The sequence below is a fragment of the Parafrankia sp. BMG5.11 genome (genome assembly GCF_004337455.1).
Window position 1 is genome coordinate 1 of sequence record NZ_SJXI01000061.1, and the last position, 19,098, is coordinate 19,098.

14 protein-coding genes and 1 pseudogene are annotated in these 19,098 nt (G+C 73.2%); 10 read left to right on the forward strand and 5 right to left on the reverse strand.

The window, feature by feature from the left end:
• From E0504_RS34895 to E0504_RS34905, 3 genes and pseudogenes are all read right to left on the reverse strand, one after another.
• Window positions 1–202 (reverse strand): annotated as a pseudogene (locus E0504_RS34895) (FadR family transcriptional regulator); the annotation flags it as partial.
• Window positions 203–871: 669 nt separating this feature from the next.
• The gene (locus E0504_RS34900) at window positions 872–1,411 is read right to left on the reverse strand and encodes a carboxymuconolactone decarboxylase family protein (RefSeq protein ID WP_131626657.1); all 540 of its coding nucleotides are present in this window, start codon (window positions 1,409–1,411) and stop codon (window positions 872–874) included.
• Window positions 1,411–1,974, reverse strand: coding sequence for a peroxiredoxin (locus E0504_RS34905; RefSeq protein WP_131626658.1), 564 nt, complete (start codon window positions 1,972–1,974; stop codon window positions 1,411–1,413). Before E0504_RS34905 ends, E0504_RS34900 begins: the two co-directional genes overlap by 1 nt.
• A 110-nt stretch (window positions 1,975–2,084) precedes the next feature.
• Between E0504_RS34905 and E0504_RS34910 the strand changes: the two genes are divergently transcribed.
• The 4 genes from E0504_RS34910 (at window position 2,085) to E0504_RS34925 (ending at window position 11,001) form a co-directional block, all read left to right on the forward strand.
• Window positions 2,085–3,047 carry a LysR substrate-binding domain-containing protein gene (locus E0504_RS34910; protein WP_071066807.1) on the forward strand — a complete coding sequence of 321 codons (963 nt, stop codon included), beginning with the start codon at window positions 2,085–2,087 and terminating at the stop codon, window positions 3,045–3,047.
• 886 nt (window positions 3,048–3,933) lie between these two features.
• On the forward strand, window positions 3,934–6,531 hold the full coding sequence (locus tag E0504_RS34915; protein ID WP_112105392.1) for a carboxylate--amine ligase/circularly permuted type 2 ATP-grasp protein: 2,598 nt from the start codon (window positions 3,934–3,936) through the stop codon (window positions 6,529–6,531).
• Between the two features lie 369 nt (window positions 6,532–6,900).
• On the forward strand, window positions 6,901–8,682 hold the full coding sequence (locus tag E0504_RS34920; RefSeq protein WP_112105393.1) for an N-acetylglutaminylglutamine amidotransferase: 1,782 nt from the start codon (window positions 6,901–6,903) through the stop codon (window positions 8,680–8,682).
• Entirely contained in the window at window positions 8,683–11,001 is a 2,319-nt protein-coding gene (locus E0504_RS34925) for a prolyl oligopeptidase family serine peptidase (protein WP_112105394.1), read from the forward strand. It abuts the gene before it with no gap.
• 58 nt (window positions 11,002–11,059) lie between these two features.
• Here the strand turns inward: E0504_RS34925 and E0504_RS34930 are convergent, their stop codons facing one another.
• The gene (locus E0504_RS34930; RefSeq protein WP_241832008.1) at window positions 11,060–11,692 is read right to left on the reverse strand and encodes a GNAT family N-acetyltransferase; all 633 of its coding nucleotides are present in this window, start codon (window positions 11,690–11,692) and stop codon (window positions 11,060–11,062) included.
• A 260-nt stretch (window positions 11,693–11,952) separates the two neighbouring features.
• Here E0504_RS34930 and E0504_RS34935 point away from each other — a divergent pair, with 260 nt between their 5' ends.
• The 4 genes from E0504_RS34935 to E0504_RS34950 all read left to right on the forward strand — a co-directional run bounded on the left by E0504_RS34935 (window position 11,953) and on the right by E0504_RS34950 (window position 15,723).
• A complete protein-coding gene (locus E0504_RS34935; RefSeq protein ID WP_041255763.1) occupies window positions 11,953–12,378 on the forward strand; it encodes a GNAT family N-acetyltransferase in 426 nt (141 codons plus the stop codon).
• A 508-nt stretch (window positions 12,379–12,886) separates the two neighbouring features.
• The gene (locus E0504_RS34940) at window positions 12,887–14,185 is read left to right on the forward strand and encodes a histidine kinase (protein ID WP_112105395.1); all 1,299 of its coding nucleotides are present in this window, start codon (window positions 12,887–12,889) and stop codon (window positions 14,183–14,185) included.
• Window positions 14,186–14,216: 31 nt separating this feature from the next.
• A complete protein-coding gene (locus tag E0504_RS34945; protein ID WP_200835208.1) occupies window positions 14,217–14,954 on the forward strand; it encodes a response regulator transcription factor in 738 nt (245 codons plus the stop codon).
• Complete coding sequence (locus E0504_RS34950; RefSeq protein ID WP_112105396.1) at window positions 14,947–15,723, forward strand: DUF4097 family beta strand repeat-containing protein; 777 nt, start codon at window positions 14,947–14,949, stop codon at window positions 15,721–15,723. Before E0504_RS34945 ends, E0504_RS34950 begins: the two co-directional genes overlap by 8 nt.
• 66 nt (window positions 15,724–15,789) lie before the next feature.
• On the opposite strand, the gene E0504_RS34955 is transcribed toward E0504_RS34950, so the two are convergent.
• Window positions 15,790–16,764 (reverse strand): pectate lyase, encoded by a 975-nt coding sequence (locus E0504_RS34955; RefSeq protein ID WP_235013779.1) that lies wholly within the window; start codon window positions 16,762–16,764, stop codon window positions 15,790–15,792.
• 842 nt (window positions 16,765–17,606) lie between these two features.
• On the opposite strand from E0504_RS34955, the gene E0504_RS34965 reads away from it, so the two are divergent.
• Window positions 17,607–18,185, forward strand: coding sequence for a TetR/AcrR family transcriptional regulator (locus tag E0504_RS34965; protein WP_112105398.1), 579 nt, complete (start codon window positions 17,607–17,609; stop codon window positions 18,183–18,185).
• Between the two features lie 77 nt (window positions 18,186–18,262).
• The gene (locus tag E0504_RS34970) at window positions 18,263–19,045 is read left to right on the forward strand and encodes an oxidoreductase (RefSeq protein WP_071066815.1); all 783 of its coding nucleotides are present in this window, start codon (window positions 18,263–18,265) and stop codon (window positions 19,043–19,045) included.
• The last annotated feature ends 53 nt before the right edge of the window (window positions 19,046–19,098 follow it).

Here is a 19,098-nt window from a genome sequence, read left to right on the forward strand (position 1 = left end):
CGACGAGCTCGGCGGTCTTGGGTACGCGGACCTGCTGACCGACCTTGTTCTCGGGGAGCAGCGGGATCCGCGGTGGGCCGGCGGATCCGGCGCCGGATCCGCCGGACGCGGCCGTGACGGCACCCTCGCCGCCGCGCCGTGGCACCCGCAGCGCGTGCCCGCTGCGGGACGTGCTCACATTTGCCGGATTCAGTAACGCCATGATGATGGTCCCCCAGTTCCTCAAGCTGCCGGTGCCCGCTCGTTGTCGCGGCCGGCGGCATCCGTGTTGCCCTTGTCCACGCTCGTCGTCGGCGGTCGGCTCCGCCGGGAGGACCCGTCGGTGCCCGCCGCTGCCCGTCGGTGAGGCGATCCCGGTTGACCTGGCACCGTTGCGACCTGCGACTGTTGCTCAACTCCGACTACAAGGCGTGCTTGCGAAGTTGCATTGTGGCATCAGATGGACTGCCTGGTTGGGCTGGGAGGAATCAGACCACGGTGTAAACCAAAGATGGCTTGGCTCAATGGGGCGTCATGGTTACTCAAAGTGCTGAAGTGAGGATGCTCAGACCTTGTCGCCGCCGCGCCGGTGGGAGTCCGGTCAGCGGCCGGATCTGCGTGTTCTCCGGCCGTGGCGGTGCGATCCGGTGCCGGGGCGGTGTCCCGCGGCCCGTGGGCGGGAGTCTCTCGCGATCACGCTCGGTCGCCGGTCGGCAACCAGGGAGACCACGGCGAGTCGCGGCCGTCGCCGGCCGCGGGTGGCCCCGGACATGAGGTTGGCCCGGTGCCGCGGTCGGGGGGACCGCGACACCGGGCCTCGGTGAATATCAGCTGGGGGATGGCGGGCAGGGTGGGCGGGCGTCCGCCCGGCCCGCTCGACGGGGCAGGGGGCTCAGGCGGTGGCCGGCACCTGCTCGTGGCTCTCGATCGTCACGGCCACCGCGTGCACGACCGAGGCGACCCGGATCGCGTCCTGGATGACCTCGCGCGACACCCCCCGCCCACGCAGCTCGTGCTCATGGGCGGTCAGGCACATGCCGCAGCCGTTCACCGCCGACGCGGCCAGCGACCAGAGCTCGAAGTCGGCCTTGTCGACGCCGGGGTTGGCGATGGCGTTCATCCGCAGCCCGGCGCGCATCCTGGAGTACTCCTTGTCCTCCAGCAGGTGCAGCGTCCGGTAGTACACGTTGTTCATCGCCATCAGCGCGGCGGCCGTGCGAGCCGCCTTGGCGGCCTCGGGGCTGAGGTGCTCCAGCGCCTCGGCCTCGAGCTCGGTCAGGGTGGTCGCGCCGCGGCTGGCGATCGCCGACGTCAGAACGGTGCCCCACAGCTGCTGGTTGTTCAGCTGCGACTGGGAGGTCACCGAGCCGAGGTTGAGGCGCAGGTCCTTGGCGTAGTCGGGAAGCAGCTCCCGCAGTCGGGCGACTCCCATTACGCCGCGACCTCCGCCGGGGCCGGCGCCGCCGCACCCAGGGTGGCCTCTCCCTTCTGCCAGTTGCACGGGCACAGCTCGTCGGTCTGCAGCGCGTCGAGTACGCGCAGCACCTCGGCCGGGTTCCGGCCGACGCTGCCGGCGGTGACCATGACGAACTGGATGACGCCGTCCGGGTCGATGACGAAGGTCGCACGCTGCGCGACACCGTCGTCGCCGAGCACCCCGCAGGCCACGGCGAGCTCGCGCTTGATGTCGGACAGCATCGGGAAGGGGAGCTCACGCAGGTCGGAGTGGTTCTGCCGCCATGCGAGGTGGACGTACTCGTTGTCCGTCGAGACGCCGAGGATCTGCGCGTCGCGGTAGGCGAACTCGGAGTTGAGCCGGCCGAAGGCGGCGATCTCGGTCGGACAGACGAAGGTGAAGTCCTTCGGCCAGAAGAACACGACCCGCCACTGACCGGTGCGGCTGGTGGAGGTCTCCTGGACGAACGCGGTGTCGGGGTCGCTCGACACGACGCCGGTCAGGTCATAGGCGGGGAACACGTCGCCGACGGTCAGCACCTGGATGATCTCCTTTCGGTGTGCCCCGGAGTGGGACACGGGCTCCACTCTCGCGATCGGGGACTCAGAAGAGAAATCGAAAGATTCGGCAAGTCTGATAGCTTCTCTCTATGACTCAACCTCAGCCCACGCTCGCTCAGCTACGAGCCCTCGTGGGTGTCGCGGATCACCGGCACTTCGGTCGGGCCGCGACCTCGCTGCACGTCAGCCAGCCGACGCTGTCGAGCGCCGTCGCCGCGCTGGAGCGCACCCTGGGCATCCAGCTCGTCGAGCGGACGACCCGCAGCGTGCTGCTGACGCCGGTGGGGGAGGAGATCGTCCAGCGGGCGCGCGGGGTGCTCGGGGCCGTCGACGACATCGCCCAGCTCGCGGTGCGCGCGCGGGCGCCGCTGTCGGGCGACATCCGGCTCGGCGTCATCCCCACGGTGGCGCCCTACCTGCTGCCCCAGCTGCTGCCGTCGCTGCGGGCCCGCCGGCCGGAGGCGCGGCTGCGGCTGCGCGAGGCGCAGACGTCCGCGCTGCTGGAGGAGCTGCGCGGCGGCTCGCTGGACCTGGCGCTGCTCGCCCTGCCGACGGACGAGCCCGGGGTGGCCGAGCTGCCGCTCTACGACGAGGACTTCGTGCTCGTGACGCCCGTCGACCACCCGATGGCCGGCAGCGCCGCGCTGCCGGTCTCCTCCCTGTGCGGCCGGGACCTGCTCCTCCTCGAGGACGGCCACTGCTTCCGGGCGCAGGCCCTGGACGTCTGCCGCGAGGCCGGGGCACGCGAGCGCAGCGCGCTGCGCGCGGCGAGCCTGTCCACGATCGTGCAGATGGTCGCCGGCGGCCTGGGGCTGACGCTGATCCCGGCGGCGGCGGTGGGCGTCGAGGTGGGGGAGGGGCGCGGCCTGGCGACGGCGACCTTCCGTGACCCGGCGCCGCGCCGGCGCATCGGCCTCGCCTACCGGACGACCTCGGCCCGGGTGGCGGACTGGACCCTGCTCGCGGCCGAGATCCGCGAGGCGCTGCCCGGCACGGGCCTGGAGGTCACGCCGGTGCCCGCACCCGAGCGGACACCGGCTCCCGTCGGCTGACCCGGCCCGCCCGGGGGTCGACCGCGGCTGCTCTCCGTGACACCCGGCACGCGGCCGAGGCCCGCCCGCCGCCGCCCGCCCGGCCGCGCTCCGCCGGGCCTCCGCCCCGCCATGCCTCGCCCTCCGCGCGGTCCCAATCGGGATGGGAAACGTTGTGATCTCCGTGCCTGAATACCGTTTCCGTGGCCTGGAGCCGTTGCCGCGACGGTAAATCGGCCCGCGTTTGCGCGGGCGGTGGCTATTCGCCGGAATCGTCTCGCGTACCGCGCGTGGCCGGGTCAGCCGGTGCCCGCGCGGGCCGGATCGTCCGGTATCCGAAACCGGCCGGTGGCCCCGCGTCCGGGCGCCCTGGCGATCCGTGGCCGTCCGGTGGCCGATCCGTGGGCTGCTCCGTGGCTGATCCGTCGCGACACCCGTGGCGATGGAATGTGTGCCGCGGTGACCCCGGCGGAACCGTCGCGCGGGGTTCGGCCGGGTGCGTACCCGGCCGCCCGGAACATGCGCCGCGAGCAGGCAGGACGTGCTGCCCATGGGTGTTTCATCACGGTTTTAACAGGTTCCCTGTGGGTACCACAGCCGTGCCGGCCCAGGGGTGGACGCGTGCTCCGGCCGGCGCGCAGGGCGTTGCCCGCTCCCGGCCCCGGCCGCGTGAGCGGTGGCCGTCCGCGGATTCGGCCTGCATGGAACCGCCATGCGCGGCCGACCGCGCAGGATGAGGTACGGAGCCGACGTGAACATCGAGGACGGCGGCGCGGCCGCGGCGCGGGCGATTTCCGTGCCGGGCGCGGCACCATCGGAGACCGCTCCCGAAGAATTCCGATTCACGGCGACCTGTGACACACTCAGGACATATCGCCGTAACCCCTCGGGCCTAGTGTAGGTATTCATGAGCGACGCGCGGATCGCGGCCGTCGGTGTTGAAGAAGAATTCCACATTCTCGATCTCGCTACCAGACAGCTGGTACCCCGCGCGGAGGAGATTCTGCGCGGCCTCCCCGACGATCAGTTCTCCCCGGAGCTGCTGCGCTCCGTGGTCGAAACCAACAGCCGGCCCTGTACCGACCTCTCCGACCTCCGGGCGGACCTGCTCGACCTGCGCCGCCGCCTCGCCGCGGTCGCCGAGCCGCTGGGCCTCGGCCCCGCCGCGGCGGGAACGGTGCCGATCGTCGACATGTCCGTCCTCGACGTCTCGCGGGACGCGCGCTACATCCAGATGACCGAGGAGTACCAGCTCCTCGCGCGCGAGCAGCTCATCTGCGGCGCCCAGGTCCACGTCGACGTCGCCGACCGCGACCTGGCGATGGCCGTCACCGCCTGGGTGGCGCCCTGGCTGCCGATGCTGCTGGCGCTGTCGGCGAGCTCGCCGTTCTGGCGCGGCGCCGACAGCGGCTACGCGAGCATGCGGACGATGGTCTGGCAGCGCTGGCCGACCGCCGGCGTGGCCGGGCCGTTCCGCACCGCCGCCGAGTACGACCAGCTCGTGGCGGACCTGGTGAAGTCCGGCGTCATCAGCGACCCGGGCATGGTCTACTTCGACGTCCGGCCGTCCGCGCACCTGCCCACCGTCGAGCTGCGGATCTGCGACGCCTGCCCGGACGTCGACAACGTCATCCTGATCGCCGGCCTGTTCCGGGCGCTGGTGTGCCGGGCGATCGAGGCGGTCGAGGCGGGCGCACCGGCTCCGCCGCCGCGCGCCGAGCTGCTGCGCGCGGCGACCTGGCGCGCGGCCCGCTCCGGCATCGAGGGCGACCTCGTGGACCTGTCGGGCACCGGCAGCGTGCCGGCCGAGGAGCTGCTGCGCCGGCTGCTCACCGAGGTCCGTCCCGACCTGGAGAAGGTCGGGGACTGGGACCTGGTGCGTGACCTGGCCGAGGCGGCGGTGGGGCGGGGCAGCGCCGCGTCCCGCCAGCGCCGGGCTTTCGCCCGCCGCGGCCTGCTGACCGACGTCGCGGACCTCGTGCTGGCCGAGACGCGCGACTCGCCGGCGTCGGCGGTCCACCCGCCGGGCACCGTCCCGTCGGTGGGCGCGGGGGCAGCGCTGCCGCCGCTGCTGGACCGCTACCAGCCGTCCGGGTTCGACGAGGTCATCGCCGAGGGCGGTGGCGTCCGGCCGCACTACCGCGGTGTGGTGCGCACCCTGGACCGCCTCGGCCCGGCGGTGCTCGCCGAGCGCGGCGAGGCCATGCAGGCCGAGCAGATCGAACGTGGCGTGGTCTTCCGGGTGAACGGCGAGTCCGAGCGGCGCCCGTTCCCGTTCGACCTGGTTCCGCGGGTCGTCACCGCGGGCGACTGGGAACGCCTGCAGGCCGGGCTCACCCAGCGCGTGCGGGCACTGGAGGCGTTCCTGCGCGACACCTACTCCGAGCGCGCCGCGGTCGCCGACGGGGTGATCCCGGCCTGGCTGGTGAACGACTCGCCGGGGCTGCGCCACTCCGGTCGGGTCCTCTCCGGCGACGGGTCGCCGCGCTCCGGCGGCGTGCGGGTGACGGTGGCGGGCATCGACCTCGTCCGCGGCGCCGACGGCAAGTGGCTCGTGCTGGAGGACAACCTGCGGGTGCCGTCCGGGATCGCCTACGCGATCGAGGGCCGGCGGCTGACCCGGTCGGCGCTGCCTGAGCTCAACCCGCCCGGCGCCATCCTGGGGGTGGACGCGGTGCCGGCGCTGCTGCACGAGGCGCTGGTCGCGGCCGCCCCGCCGGCGGTGCGCGGCGAGCCCGCCGTCGCCGTCCTCACCGTCGGCGAGGAGGACTCCGCCTACTACGAGCACGCCTTCCTCGCCGAGGAGATGGGGGTGCCGCTGCTGACCCCGGCCGACATCCTGGTCGACGACGACGTGCTCTACGCCGTCGACGGCGGGCGGCGGCGCCGGATCGACGTCCTCTACCGGCGGGTGGACGAGGACGAGCTGACGGGACTGCCGGGCGCTGACGGGCTGCCACTGGGCCCCGGGCTGCTGCGCGCGGTGCGGGCCGGCACGCTCGCGCTGGCGAACGCGCTGGGCAACGGGGTCGCCGACGACAAGGTCGTCTACGCCTACGTCTCCCGGATGATCACCTACTACCTGGGTGAGCAGCCGCTGCTCGACGACGTCCCGACCTATGTGTGCGGTGACCAGGAGCAGTGCGCGCACGTCCTGGAGCACCTCGAACAGCTCGTCGTGAAGCCGGTGGACGGCTACGGGGGCTCCGGGGTGGTGATCGGCCCGCAGGCCGAGCCGTTCGAGCTGACCGAGGTCCGCGAGCGGATCCTGGCCGACCCGCGGGGCTGGATCGGCCAGGAGATGGTCGCCCTGTCGACCCATCCCACCTGGGTCGACGGTGAGCTCCAGCCGTGCGCGGTCGATCTGCGGGCCTTCGTCTACGCCGGCCGCGAGACGGCGGTGGTCGCACCGGCCGCCCTGAGCCGGGTCGCGCCGCCGGGCAGCCTGATCGTCAACTCGTCCCGGGGTGGCGGGTCGAAGGACACCTGGCTGCTGCGTCCCTGAGCGTGCCCGACGGCCGGCGGTCCCCTGGGCCGCCGGCTGTCGGCGTTCTGGCGGCACCCGCCGTGCGGCCGCGCGTCGGCGTGCGAGCGGGCGGGGGCGGGCCGCCGGGCACGTGGGTGTAGCCGGTTGTGGCGGTTGGTGGCGGATTGGCAGGTTCCGCGACCGGCGCTGTCGCGCACCGCAACATCCTTGTCATTGTGGTGAAACCTTGGCCGTCGAATGTGGTCCTCGGCATGGCACCGCGCCACCCGTCGTCATCGCGGGGCATCCGCCCCGTCGGTCCCGGCGGGTCCCCGGAACCGGGTGGGCGGACGTCGTCGAGGAGGGGAAGAACGGCCGTCTGACCAACCGATCGACGGGAGCTGGACCATGTGCGGGCTGAGCGGGGAGCTGAGGTTCGACGGCCGTGAGGCGGACGTCGCCGCGGTGGGGCGGATGACCGCCGCAATGGAGGCGCGGGGCCCGGACGGGGTCGGCCTGTGGGCCACCGGCCCGGTGGCGTTCGGCCACCGTCGGCTGAAGATCATTGATCTGTCGGAGCGGGGCGCCCAGCCCATGGTCGACACCGCGCTCGGCCTCACCGCGGTGTTCAACGGTTGCATCTACAACTACCAGGAGCTGCGCGACCGGCTCGTCGACGCCGGCTACCGCTTCTTCTCCACCTCCGACACCGAGGTGATCCTCAAGGCGTACCACCACTGGGGCCCCCGGTGCGTCGACCACTTCGCCGGCATGTTCGCCTTCGCCGTGTACGAGCGCGACACCGGCCGGCTCGTCCTCGTCCGCGACCGGCTCGGGATCAAGCCGCTCTACGTGACGCGCGACCCGCACCGCCTGCGGTTCGCCTCGACCCTGCCGGCCCTGCTCGCCGGCGGCGGGGTGTCCTCCGACATCGACCTGGTCGCCTTCCACCACTATCTGTCGTTCCACTCGGTGGTCCCGCCGCCGCACACGATCCTGGCCGGCGTGCGCAAACTGCCGCAGGCCACCATCCGGACCGTCGAGGCGGACGGCACGACCCGCGACGAGGTCTACTGGCGGCCCGACTCCACCCGTCAGGAGGAGCACGCCTCCTGGACGGCGGACGACTGGCGGGACGCGGTCGGCGAGCGGCTGCGCACCGCCGTGCGCCGGCGCATGGTCGCCGACGTCCCGGTCGGGGTGCTGCTCTCCGGCGGCCTGGACTCCAGCCTCATCGTCGCGCTGCTCGCCGAGGCCGGCCAGCGTGACCTCGCCACGTTCAGCGTCGGTTTCGAGGCCGCCGGCGGCGAGTCCGGCGACGAGTTCCACTACTCGGACATCATCGCCCGCCGCTTCGGCACCGACCACCACCAGATCCGCGTCCCCGGCGACCGGCTGCTGCCGGCGATCGACGCGGCCGTCGCCGCGATGAGCGAGCCGATGGTCAGCCACGACTGCGTCGCGTTCTACCTGCTCTCGCAGGAGGTGGCCCGGCACGTCAAGGTCGTGCAGTCCGGCCAGGGCGCGGACGAGGTCTTCGCCGGCTACTCCTGGTACCCGCCGCTGGCGACCGTCCCGCGCGGCGACGCCGTCGACGCCTACCTGCGGGTGTTCGCCGACCGGCCGCACGCCGATCTGCCGGCGATGGTCGAGTCGCACCACCTCATCGAGGGTGACGCCAGTCGGCACTTCGTCGCCGAGCGGTTCGCCGAGCCCGGCGCCGAGACCTCGGTCGACGCCGCGCTGCGCATCGACTCCACGGTGATGCTGGTCGACGACCCGGTGAAGCGGGTCGACAACATGACGATGGCGGCCGGCCTGGAGGCCCGCACGCCCTTCCTCGACCACGAACTCGTCGAGCTCGCCGCCGCGTGCCCGCCCGAGCTGAAGCTCGCCTCCGGCGGCAAGGGCGTGCTCAAGGACCTCAGCCGGCCGCTGATGCCGGTGGACGTCATCGACCGGCCGAAGGGGTACTTCCCGGTGCCGGCGATCCGCCACCTCGACGGCCCGTTCCTCGCCCGGGTCGCCGACGCGCTGACCGACCCGGTCGCCCGGAGCCGCGGGCTGTTCCGCAAGGACTGGGTCGACGAGATGCTCGCCGACCCGAACTCGAACCGTACGACGCTCGGGGCGAACGCGCTCTGGCAGGCCGCCCTGCTCGAGATGTGGCTGCAGACACAGGGGGTGTGAATGATCCGTCCGGTCGAGTCGGCGCTCACCGGCATCCCGTCCCGGACCGCCGCGGCGCGGTCTGAGACCACCGCGGCACCGGCTGGCGCCCTGCCGGCCGGTGCCGTCCCGGTCCAACCGGTGGACTCGCCGGTCCTGGGAGCGGCCGAGCCGCCGCTCCCGGCACCGCGGGACCTGGTGGACGAGTGGGCCGCGCCGCCGAGCGTGCGCGGGCCCTCACCCGGCCCGGACGGCTCGATCGTCTTCGTCGGGGACGCCACCGGACGCCCGGCCCTGTGGGTCCGCGCGGCCGACGGGACGGAGCGGGTCCTCGACACCGGCCCGGCGCACGTCCGGTCGGCGCTGTGGTCCCCGGACGGCGCCTGGATCGCGATCACCGTGGCCCCGGGCGGCGGGGAGCACACCGAGGTCCACCTTGTCCGCCCGGACGGCACGGCGGCGCACCGGCTGGCCGGTGGCGTCCGGCCCGGCACGGCGGGAGCCGTGGAGGCGTGCGCGGCCACGGTCTCCCGGTGGGCGGCGGGCGGCCGGCTGCTCGTGGTCACCGAGTCGGCCCGCTCCGGGCTGACCCACGCGGTCGCCGTCGACCCGGCCGGCCACCGCCGCCACCTCGCGGTGGGGCTGGCCCTGCAGGTCTGCGCCGTCCACGAGACCGCCGACCGGTGGCTGCTGCTCCTGCGGGAGGGCCCGCGGGGCGCCCGGCGTGTGCTGGTGGCCCGGGTGGACGCGCCCGACCCGCTGGCACCGGCCGCCGCCCCGCTCGAGGCGTTCCCGCTCAACGACGAGATGGCCGGCGGAGCGGCCGGCAGCGGGGGGACCGCCGGAGGGGTCGCGACCGAGGCGTTCGAGGTCGCGGGCGGCACCGCCACGGCCGTCTCAGGCACCTTCGCCGCGGACGCCTCGCGTGCCCTGCTCGCCTGCGACCTGGGCCGCGAGCGGCCGGGCCTGCTCGAGGTGCCCCTGGACCCGCACGGCCGGCCGGGGCCGACCCGACTGCTGGCCGGCCGGGACGACGCGGACCTGGAGCGCTTCCTCCTCCTCGCCCCGGCCACGGCCGTGCTCGGCTGGAACGTCGGCGGGCGCACCGAGCTCGCCGTCCACAGCCTGGACGACGGGACGTCGCGGGCCCTGCCGCCGCTGCCGCGCGAGGTGGTCACCGGCCTGCTCCCCGGGCCCGGCGGGGCGAGCCTGCTCCTGGCGCTGGACGGCTCCACCGTCCCCGGCGAGGTGTGGACCTGCGACCTGACCGGCACCGCGGCGGGCATTCCGCCCGGCACCGCGTCGGACGCCCCGGACGGCACCTCGGCGGGCACCTCGGACAGCGGCGTGCCGGCCTACCGCTGCCTGGTCTCGCACACGCCGACGGCGTACCCCACCGTCGAGATCACGGCCGTGGCCGCGAGCGGGACGCACACTGCGGGCCCGGGTCCGGGCCCGGACCCGGCGGGGGCGCCCGAGGTGCCCGGCGGGACGGAGGACGTGGGCTACCGGTTCGTCCGCCCGATCGCGCGCCGGTTCCTCGCGCACGACGGCCTGGAGCTCACCGGCTGGTGGTACCGCCCGCGGGTGGCCCCGGGGCCGGTGCCCACCCTGCTCTACTTCCACGGCGGCCCGGAGGCGCAGGAGCGCCCCGTCCTCAACCCGCTCTTCCACGCGCTGCTCGCCCGCGGCATCGCCGTGTTCGCGCCGAACGTGCGCGGCTCCACCGGGTTCGGTCGCTCGTTCGAGGAGGCCGACCACCTGGCCGGCCGCTTCGCCGGCATCGCCGACGTCGCGAGTGCCGTGACGCACCTGGTCACCGAGGGTCTGGCCGCGCCGGGCCACATCGGCGTGGCCGGCCGGTCCTACGGCGGGTACCTGACGCTGGCCGCGCTGGTCTGCCACCCCGAGCTGTTCGCCGTCGGTGTCGACGTGTGCGGGATGGCCGATCTGGAGACCTTCTACCGGCACACCGAACCGTGGATCGCCGCGCCGGCGGTCACCAAGTACGGCGACCCGGCGACCGACCGTGACCTGCTACGGGCGCTGTCGCCGCTGCACCGGATGGATGCGCTCGCGGCCCCGCTGCTGGTCGTGCACGGGGCCAACGACACCAACGTCCCCGTGTGTGAGGCCGAGCAGACCGTCGCCGCGGCCCGGGCCCGCGGGATCCCGTGCGAGTACCTGCTCTTCGAGGGCGAGGGTCACGAGGTCGCCGAGCGCGCGAACCGGCTGGTGTTCGTCCGCGCCGTGGTGGAGTTCGTCGCGGCCCGCCTGACCGGCGCGCAGACGCCGGCGGACACCCACGGCGAGGCCGTCCGACCGATCGAGGCCGTCTGACCGAATCGAGGCCGTCTGACCGATCGCGCCCGCGGCGGTCGGCAGCGGTTGGCGCCGGTCAGCGGCGGACGGACGGGCCGGTGGGCTGGTCCGCTCGTGCGCGTTCCAGCAGGAGCAGCTCGCCGGCCTCCTCGTCGTGCGCCCGGCCGATCACCGACAGGCCCAGCCGGCGCGCGACGCTGACCGACGCGTCGTGCGCCGGCGGGACGACGGCGAGCACCCGCCGGACCCGTGGGTCCTCGAACGCCCAGTCGAGCAGCAGCCGCCCGCCCTCGACCGCGTACCCGCGCCCGGCGAACTCGGGGTAGGTGGCGTAGCCGAGCTCTACGGTGCCGTCCGCGTCGGGCGGGCCGGACAGCGCCGGTGACCCGACCGCGGCCCCGGTGGCACGGTCGACGGCGAGCCAGGCCCACCAGCCCAGCTCGGCCGGGCTGGCCGCCAGGCGGTCGCGCGTCCGGGTGAGTGCGCCCTCCTCCAGCGGGGGAGCCGCCAGCGGGTCGGGGAAGACCGCCCCGGTGGCCCGCTGCGCGCCCGCGCGGTCGCCGCCGAGCAGCGCTCCCAGCGCCTCGACGGTCAGCGGCCGCAGGCACAGCCGCGGCCCGTTCAGCACCGGGCCGCCCCCGCCGACCGGCGCCGGGCCGCCTGCGCCGGGACGGGGTGAGTCGGGACAGTGTGGGTCGGCCGTCGACAACGCTGCTCCTGAAGGCATCCTGGGGTCTCTCTGTGTACGCCCGTCCGGTGTGGGCGGGCCCGCGTGACCGGCGCCGATCTCCCGGTCGCGCTGGGGACCCTAGCCGGGGGGTCCGACAGTTCGCGAGGCGTTTTCGGCCCGGGCGGCGTGTCCGAGCCACCGGACGAGTGCCGCGTCTCGGGCGCCGCACCCGGCGGGATGTACGCCGTCCACACAGCGCCGTCCACACATCACGCCATCGAGCTGTAACAATGCGTAATGTGAAGATAGAGGAGCTGGAGGCCGAACGCACCTGGCTGGCTTTCGATCCCATGCGGCAGCTGCGTCCTCATCTGACCTCGACCGGGTTCGTCAAGCTGGTGAACGAGGTGCAGCGTCCGCAGGGGTACCGCCTGGTGGGGTCGTGGGACGGCGAGACCGGGAGGGTCGTGGCGGCCGTCGGCTTCCGGGAGAGCAGCTCGCTCGCCTACGGCCGGCACCTGCTGGTGGACGACCTGACGACGATGCCCGGCATGCGCGGGCGCGGGCACGCCACCCGGCTGCTCGCCTGGGTCGAACGGGAGGCGAAGCGCCTGGGCTGCGCCCAGATCCACCTGGACGCCGGTACGCACCGCCACGAGGCCCACCGCCTCTATCTGCGCAACGGCTACATCATCCCGTCGTTCCACTTCGCCCGCCGCCTCTGAACCCTCCCCGCCGGCTCTGAGCTTCTCCGTCGGCTCCGGCCCCTCCGCCGTCGTGTGTCGCCCGTCCTGTCCCGGTACCCCGCCGTCCTCTCCCGCCATGGCGCATGATCATCGCGACCGGGGGGTGAAACCTGCTGTTAGCTGCACAAGCTCACCACCCGGCACGCGAGAACCACGACGTGCGAGAGGCGAGGCGGCATGACCAGGCGCTACCAGGCGCTCACATGCAACGGTGCGGTTAGCCCCCGGACGAACTGACGGGCCAGCTCCGTCGCCGGGGCCGGCACCGGCGATCTACCGTCGGCACAGACGGTCCTGACCCGCCCGTCGGGCCCGGGCCCGACGGGCGGACGCGGCAGCGGACGGAGCAAAGGTGAGCGAGGTGCAGGTCGGCGCGTCGGCGGCACCAACGCCGGATGGGCCGGCGGGACGGTCGGACCAACCGGCCGCCTCGCCGCCCGTGGCGATGGTGCCCGGAACAGTGGCGCCCGGAACAGTGGCGCGTGGGGTGCGTCGGGCGCTCGTGGACGCCGCGCGGGCGACCTACGGGCCGGCCGGCTGGACCGCCACCATCTTCGTGGCCCAGTCGGCGGTGGTCGCCACCGTGGCCTTCGTCGTGGTCCTCGTCGCGATCGCCGCCGGCATCCCGATGATGTTCGTGGCGCTTCTCGGCCTCCCGCTGGTGTGGTTCGCCCTGTTCAGCGCGCGGATGGCGGCGGTCGTGGACGCCTGGCGGTTCCGGGTGGTGCTCCGCCAGCGGCTGTGGCTTCGTCCCCCGCCGGGCTCGGTGCCCCCCGGGACGCCCCCCGCCGACACCCCGAGCTGGTTCCGCCGCGGCTGGCTCCGGCTGCGCGGCCCGGGGAACTGGCTGGAGGTCCTCTACGCCCTGGTCATCCTGCCGCTGTTCGGCTGGCTGGGCGCCTGGGTGGTCTTCTGCGCGTGGGGCGGCGGGCTGTCGTTCCTGATGTTCCCGCTGTACGGGCACGCGCTCGCCGACGGCGGCCGGGTCTTCGGGATGAACCTGGGCTACGGCGGCTCGCTGGCGTTCCACGTGGGCGTCGGGCTGGTCGTCCTGCTCGCCGCGCCGTGGATCGCCCGCGGGGTGGTCGCCGCGCACCTCGCGCTGGCGCGGCTGGTGCTCTCCCCACCGGGCGATCCCGAGCTGCTGGCCCGGGTGGACGACCTGGAGTCCAGCCGGGCCGGGATGGTCGCCGCGGCCGCCGCCGAGCGGCGCCGCATCGAGCGGGACCTGCACGACGGCGCCCAGCAGCGCCTCGTCGCCGTCGCGATGACCCTGGGCCGCGCCCAGGCGCGCTTCGCCGACGACCCGGACGGCGCCCACGGGCTCATCGCCGAAGCCCACGCGGAGACCAAGCGGGCGCTGGTCGAGTTGCGGGACCTGGCCCGCGGGATCCATCCGTCCGTGCTCACGGACCGCGGCCTGGACGCCGCGCTGTCGGGCCTCGCCGCCCGCTCCCCGGTACCCGTCACCCTCGACATAGAGGCCACACCGCGGCCGGACATCTCGACCGAGTCGGTGGCCTACTTCTTCGTCGCGGAGGCGCTGACCAACATCGCCCGCCACGCGCAGGCCCGGCACGTCCGCATCGCCGTGCGCCGGGCCGGGAACCGACTGACGGTCGAGGTGTCCGACGACGGGCGGGGCGGGGCCAGGGAGGGCGCCGGCTCCGGGATCGCCGGCCTGCGTGACCGCGCCCGCGCCGTCGACGGCGCGTTCGAACTCGTCAGCCCGCCCGGTGGCGGGACGACCCTGCGGATGGAGCTGCCATGCGGGGACGCGACATGACCGGGGCCGGCCGGCCCGGGGCGGTGACCCGGTGAACATCATGATCGCGGAGGACTCCGTGCTGCTGCGGGAGGGGCTGACCAGGCTCCTCGAGGAGGACGGCTGCACCGTCACCGCCGCGGTCGGGGACGGCGAGAGCCTGCTGCGGGCGGTCGCCCGGATCCAGCCGCAGGTGTGCGTCGTCGACGTCCGCCTGCCGCCGACCTTCACCGACGAGGGCATCCGCGCCGCGCTCGTCCTGCGCCGGCAGTGGCCGGACATCGCGGTGCTCGTGCTGTCCCAGTACGTCGAGGAGCGCTACGCCGTCGACCTGATCGCCGGGCAGGCACGGGGAGTCGGCTACCTGCTCAAGGACCGGGTTTCCGACGTCGCCGACTTCCGCGAGGCGCTGCACCGGATCGCCGCCGGCGGCACCGTGCTCGACCCGGAGGTCGTCACCCAGCTGTTGCTCCGCTCGCGCCGGCGGGACCCGCTCGCCAGCCTGACCAGACGGGAGTCCGAGGTGCTGGCGCTTATGGCGCAGGGCCGGTCGAACACCGCGATCGCGGCCGCGCTCATGGTCACCGAACGGGCGGTCGAGAAGCACGTGACCGGCATCTTCACCAAGTTCGATCTGGCCCCGGCCGAGGACGACCACCGTCGCGTGCTCGCCGTCCTGCGCTTCCTGGACTCCGCCGCCGCCGGCGGAGTCGGCGGCGCCGGCGCCCGCGGCGAGCGGCCGGCCCGTCCGGCGGGCGCGCGGGCGAGCGCGGGGCGCGGCGATGTCTGAGCCGGGCCGGCGGGCCGCGCTCGCCGTCGGCGCGCTGCTCGCCGTCGTGGGCACCGCGGTCTGCGGCGTGCAGACCGTCGACGAGACGTCCGGCGAGGTGCGGCGGGTGGAGCACCGGGTGTTCTCCGGTGACGTCCAGATGGTCCGGGTCCACACCAACTCCGGCCGCATCCAGATCGCGGGCGCTGCCGGGCGCGTCGTCGACGTCGAGGGCAGTCTCGCCGGGACGGTCTCCGTCCCGGCGATGTCGGCCGAGGTCCGTGACGGCGTCCTCACCCTCGACGCCGACTGCGGCGGGGGGTTCTGGGACTGCGAGGCGTCGTTCGCGGTCCGCGTGCCGGCGGGCATCCGGGTGGTCGCCGAAACGGGCTCCGGCGAGGTCGAGGCGACCAACCTGCTCTCCGCGGCGACACTGCGCAGCGGATCCGGGACTGTCCGGGTGGACGGTGCCCGTGCCCAGCTGACGATGTCGACGGCCTCGGGGAACCTGCGCGCGGTCGGCGTCACCGCCACCGAGGTCGACGCGTCCACGGCGTCGGGGAACGTGCGCATCGAGCTGGCCACCGCCCCCGAGGACGTCTCCGCGCACTCGGCGTCGGGCAACGTGCGGATCACCGTGCCGGACGACGGTGAGGTGTACGCGACCGAGGTCCACACCGGGTCGGGTAACACCCTGGTCGGTGTGCGAACGGACCCGCTGGCGACGCGCCGCCTGCGCGCGTCCACCAGCTCGGGGAACGCGGAGATCGACTACGCCGACCCGACCTGACCGGCCGGATCGGCGTAGCGGCCGGCCCGCCTACCGGTAGTCCTACCGGTAGTCCTACTGGTAGGACTACCGGTAGGCGATGTCGGACGGCGTGTAGCGGCAGTACGTCCCGTCCGCCCCGCTGCCCGTCTTCGTCGGCTCGGAGCCGCTGCTGTTGCCGGTGTAGCGGTCGCAGATACTGATCTTCCGGCTGCTGTCGCCGACGATGGTGACGCCGGACAGCTGGGCGGAGTCCCCGTAGTTCGTGTTGACGCCGACCAGCGTCTTGCCCGGCGCCGTCACGGTGACGTTGCGGACGACGACGTGCCGGGCGTACTGCTTCGAGCAGTTCCCGCACGACCGGTACAGCTTGCCGAAGTCCTGCACCTGGAAGTTCTGGATGACCATCGTGCCGGGCCCGTTGTGCTGGAACACCTTGTCCGAGGCGCCGCGGGCCCCGCCGCCGTCGATGGTCATGGTCTGTGCCGCGGACATGCCCCTGAACGTCGCCGCGTCCTCGCCGACGTCCTCCCACCACACGTTGCGCAGGGTGCAGGTGCCCTTGCAGTGGATGCCGTCCGCGGCCGGCGACCCGATGATCACGTTCTGGACCGTTCCGCCGTCGGCCACCTCGAAGATCGGGTCCTGGCCCTCCTCCTGGCCGCCGTCGCTGACGCCGGAGTAACGCCTGAGGCCGCCGTCGAACGTGCCCGTCACCGAGATGGTGCTGCTGACGTCCACGTCCGCGGTGGCGCGCGGCCAGCTCGGCAGCGGCCCCTGTGACGCGGGCGCGCCCGGGCTCGCGGAGGTCGTCGGCCCTGCGGTCGGTGCGGTGGTCGGGCTTGCGGGGGCCGACGGTCCGGCGCTCGGCGTCGCGGTGACCGGCGGCGCCGACGGCGACGGGCTACCCGGCCCGGCTGTCGGTGTCTGCGTGACCGGAGCGGTCGGGCCCGCGGTCGGCGAGGACGTCGGTGCCGGAGCGCCCCCGCCACCCACCGGGGTGCCGTCGAACGGCTGGCACCCGGCGAACAGCGTGCCGGCCCCGAGGGCCAGCGTCGCCATCAGGACGGGGACGCCCCACCCGGCCCGCGGACGCGCTCTGCGCGCCGGGCCGGCCGGTGCCGCCTCCCCGCTCGAGGTCGATTCCCCCCGGTACGTGTGTCTGGTGCTTGTTCGGCGTGCCACCAATGTCGTCCTTTCAGCGGCGGCCACCAGCCGACCCGTCTTCGCCCCTCCTCGGTGGATGCCGCTCTTCCGACGCTTCCACCCGAACTGTCGCTGTGGGGGGTCGGAAGGTTGCTCTCGGCGTCGCCACTTTCCGCACAACACAGAATGCTCGCGGTCACCCGGCGGGTTGAAGGAGCCTCGGGTCGTCGATCGACGATGAACTCGATGAGTTCTCGCGCCGGAACGGGTCTGCACAGTGAGCCGCTCGTCACGTGGAGTCCTGAGCAGGCATGACCCAGATACGCCAGAAACCCGCCACGAGATGATCTTGAGCGTCTGGCGGGTCGCTCACGGCGCCGAGGCCGCGGTGGTCTGGTCATCTCCTGCTCCCGCAGATGGAGGACCATGGACAGCATGGAGTCGTCGGTGACGCCCGCGCCGCCGATGGTCTTGCCGCGCTTGCGGGCGCTCTCGTGACCTTCGAGGGTTCGGTCGCGGATGTACTCGCGTTCCAACCGGCTGTCCACTGCGGTCGCGGTGTACGACCTCGGCGTCCGGATGCAACGTCAGCGTCCATCCGCATCATGACGTTCTGGTCGCGGCACGTCGCCGAGATCCTCGTCCCGGTTCCGCGCTGTTCGACCAACATCTTCAGTGGTCTTCAGGCTGGGCGTGGGGCTGACCGTCGAGAAGGACAGCTATTTGACCTCAAGGTCAAAATACTGTTGGGTAGCGCCATGGGTAGGCCGAAGCAGTTCGATCCGGACGTGGCGGTGGACCGCGCGATGGGCGTGTTCTGGCGCAAGGGGTACGCAGCGACGACGCCTCAGGACCTCGTGGACGAGATCGGCATCGGCAAGGGCAGCCTGTATAACACCTTCGGCAGTAAGCATGCATTGTTCGAACGGGCGCTGGCGCGCTACCAGGACTCGCAGGCCGAGTGGCTGGAGGCACTCCTCGACCATCCCGGTTCGACGAAGGACCGGCTGCGGGGCGCGCTGGAGGCGCTGGTCGAGCTCGACTTGGGCGATCCGGATCGGCGCGGCTGCATGGCGGTCAACACCGCCGCCGAGTCGGCTCCCTCGGACGCCAAGACGGCTGACACTGTGCGCAAGATGTTCGCGCGTACGGAGAGTGCGTTCCGGGCGACCGTCGAGGAAGGCCAGCGGGCCGGCGAGATCGACGGCGGCCGTGACGCGGCGGCGGTGGCCGCCTGGCTACTCGCGACGGTGATCGGCATGCGAGTACTGGCGAAGACCGCCGAGAATCCCACGCAGTTGAGGCGGGTCGTGGACGCAGCGATGGGGTCGCTCTAATCAGTGTTATCGCCCGACGCCCCTTTTTTGTGGACGTGTTTTGTACCTATAGTTCAAAAATCTGCAAGGAGTCTGACATGGAGCTCAATCTCGTCGGCAAGACAGCGGTCGTCACCGGGGCCAGCCGAGGTGTCGGCCTCGCGATCACATGGCAGCTCATCGCAGAGGGGGTCCGCGTAGTCGGTGCGGCCCGCACGATCACGGCCGAACTGAAGGATGCCGGCGCCCACCCGGTCGCGGTCGACCTCAGTACGCCGGAAGGCGCCGAGGAGTTGGAGGCGCAAGCGCTTGCCGAACTCGGCGGCGTGGACATCCTGGTCAACAACCTCGGCGGCGGAGACGCGTTCACCCTGAACGGGTTCCTCGCGACCGACGACGCCCTATGGGCGCAAAGCTTCGAGGTCAATCTGTTCGGCACGGTCCGGGTCACCCGACGACTGCTGCCGAGCATCCTGGAACGCCGCGGCTCGGTAGTGAACATCTCGTCGATGAGCGCGCGCCTGCCCGGCACGGGCCCGATCGAGTACGGCGTCGCAAAGGCGGGCCTCAACGCTTTCGGCAAAGCGCTGTCCGAGGAATTCGGACCCCAGGGCGTACGCGTGAACACCGTCTCCCCCGGCCCGACGCGTACCGGCATGTGGGAGGACGCTGACGGCTTCGGCGCCCGCCTCGCCGAGGCGAACGGCGTCGGGCACCGCGAGTTCGTGTCCGGGGTGCCCATGGCGATGGGCATGACCACCGGCCGCATGGTCGAACCCGACGAGGTCGCGGCCGTCGTCGCCTTCCTCGCCTCGGACCGCGCGGCAAGCATGACCGGCGCCGACTACCTCATTGAGGGCGGTGGCATCAAGACGGTGTGAGGCGCACGACGGGGGGACACTGGCATACGTTCGGGACCCGGCCTGCAGGTCTT

Bases quoted from the DNA above. Each gene is read 5' to 3' on its own strand.
- E0504_RS34900 (WP_131626657.1), bottom strand. From the start codon at position 1,411: ATGGGAGTCGCCCGACTGCGGGAGCTGCTTCCCGACTACGCCAAGGAC.
- E0504_RS34910 (WP_071066807.1), top strand. From the start codon at position 2,085: ATGACTCAACCTCAGCCCACGCTCGCTCAGCTACGAGCCCTCGTGGGT.
- E0504_RS34915 (WP_112105392.1), top strand. From the start codon at position 3,934: ATGAGCGACGCGCGGATCGCGGCCGTCGGTGTTGAAGAAGAATTCCAC.
- E0504_RS34920 (WP_112105393.1), top strand. From the start codon at position 6,901: ATGTGCGGGCTGAGCGGGGAGCTGAGGTTCGACGGCCGTGAGGCGGAC.
- E0504_RS34925 (WP_112105394.1), top strand. From the start codon at position 8,683: ATGATCCGTCCGGTCGAGTCGGCGCTCACCGGCATCCCGTCCCGGACC.
- E0504_RS34950 (WP_112105396.1), top strand. From the start codon at position 14,947: ATGTCTGAGCCGGGCCGGCGGGCCGCGCTCGCCGTCGGCGCGCTGCTC.
- E0504_RS34955 (WP_235013779.1), bottom strand. From the start codon at position 16,764: ATGGCGACGCTGGCCCTCGGGGCCGGCACGCTGTTCGCCGGGTGCCAG.
- E0504_RS34965 (WP_112105398.1), top strand. From the start codon at position 17,607: ATGGGTAGGCCGAAGCAGTTCGATCCGGACGTGGCGGTGGACCGCGCG.
- E0504_RS34970 (WP_071066815.1), top strand. From the start codon at position 18,263: ATGGAGCTCAATCTCGTCGGCAAGACAGCGGTCGTCACCGGGGCCAGC.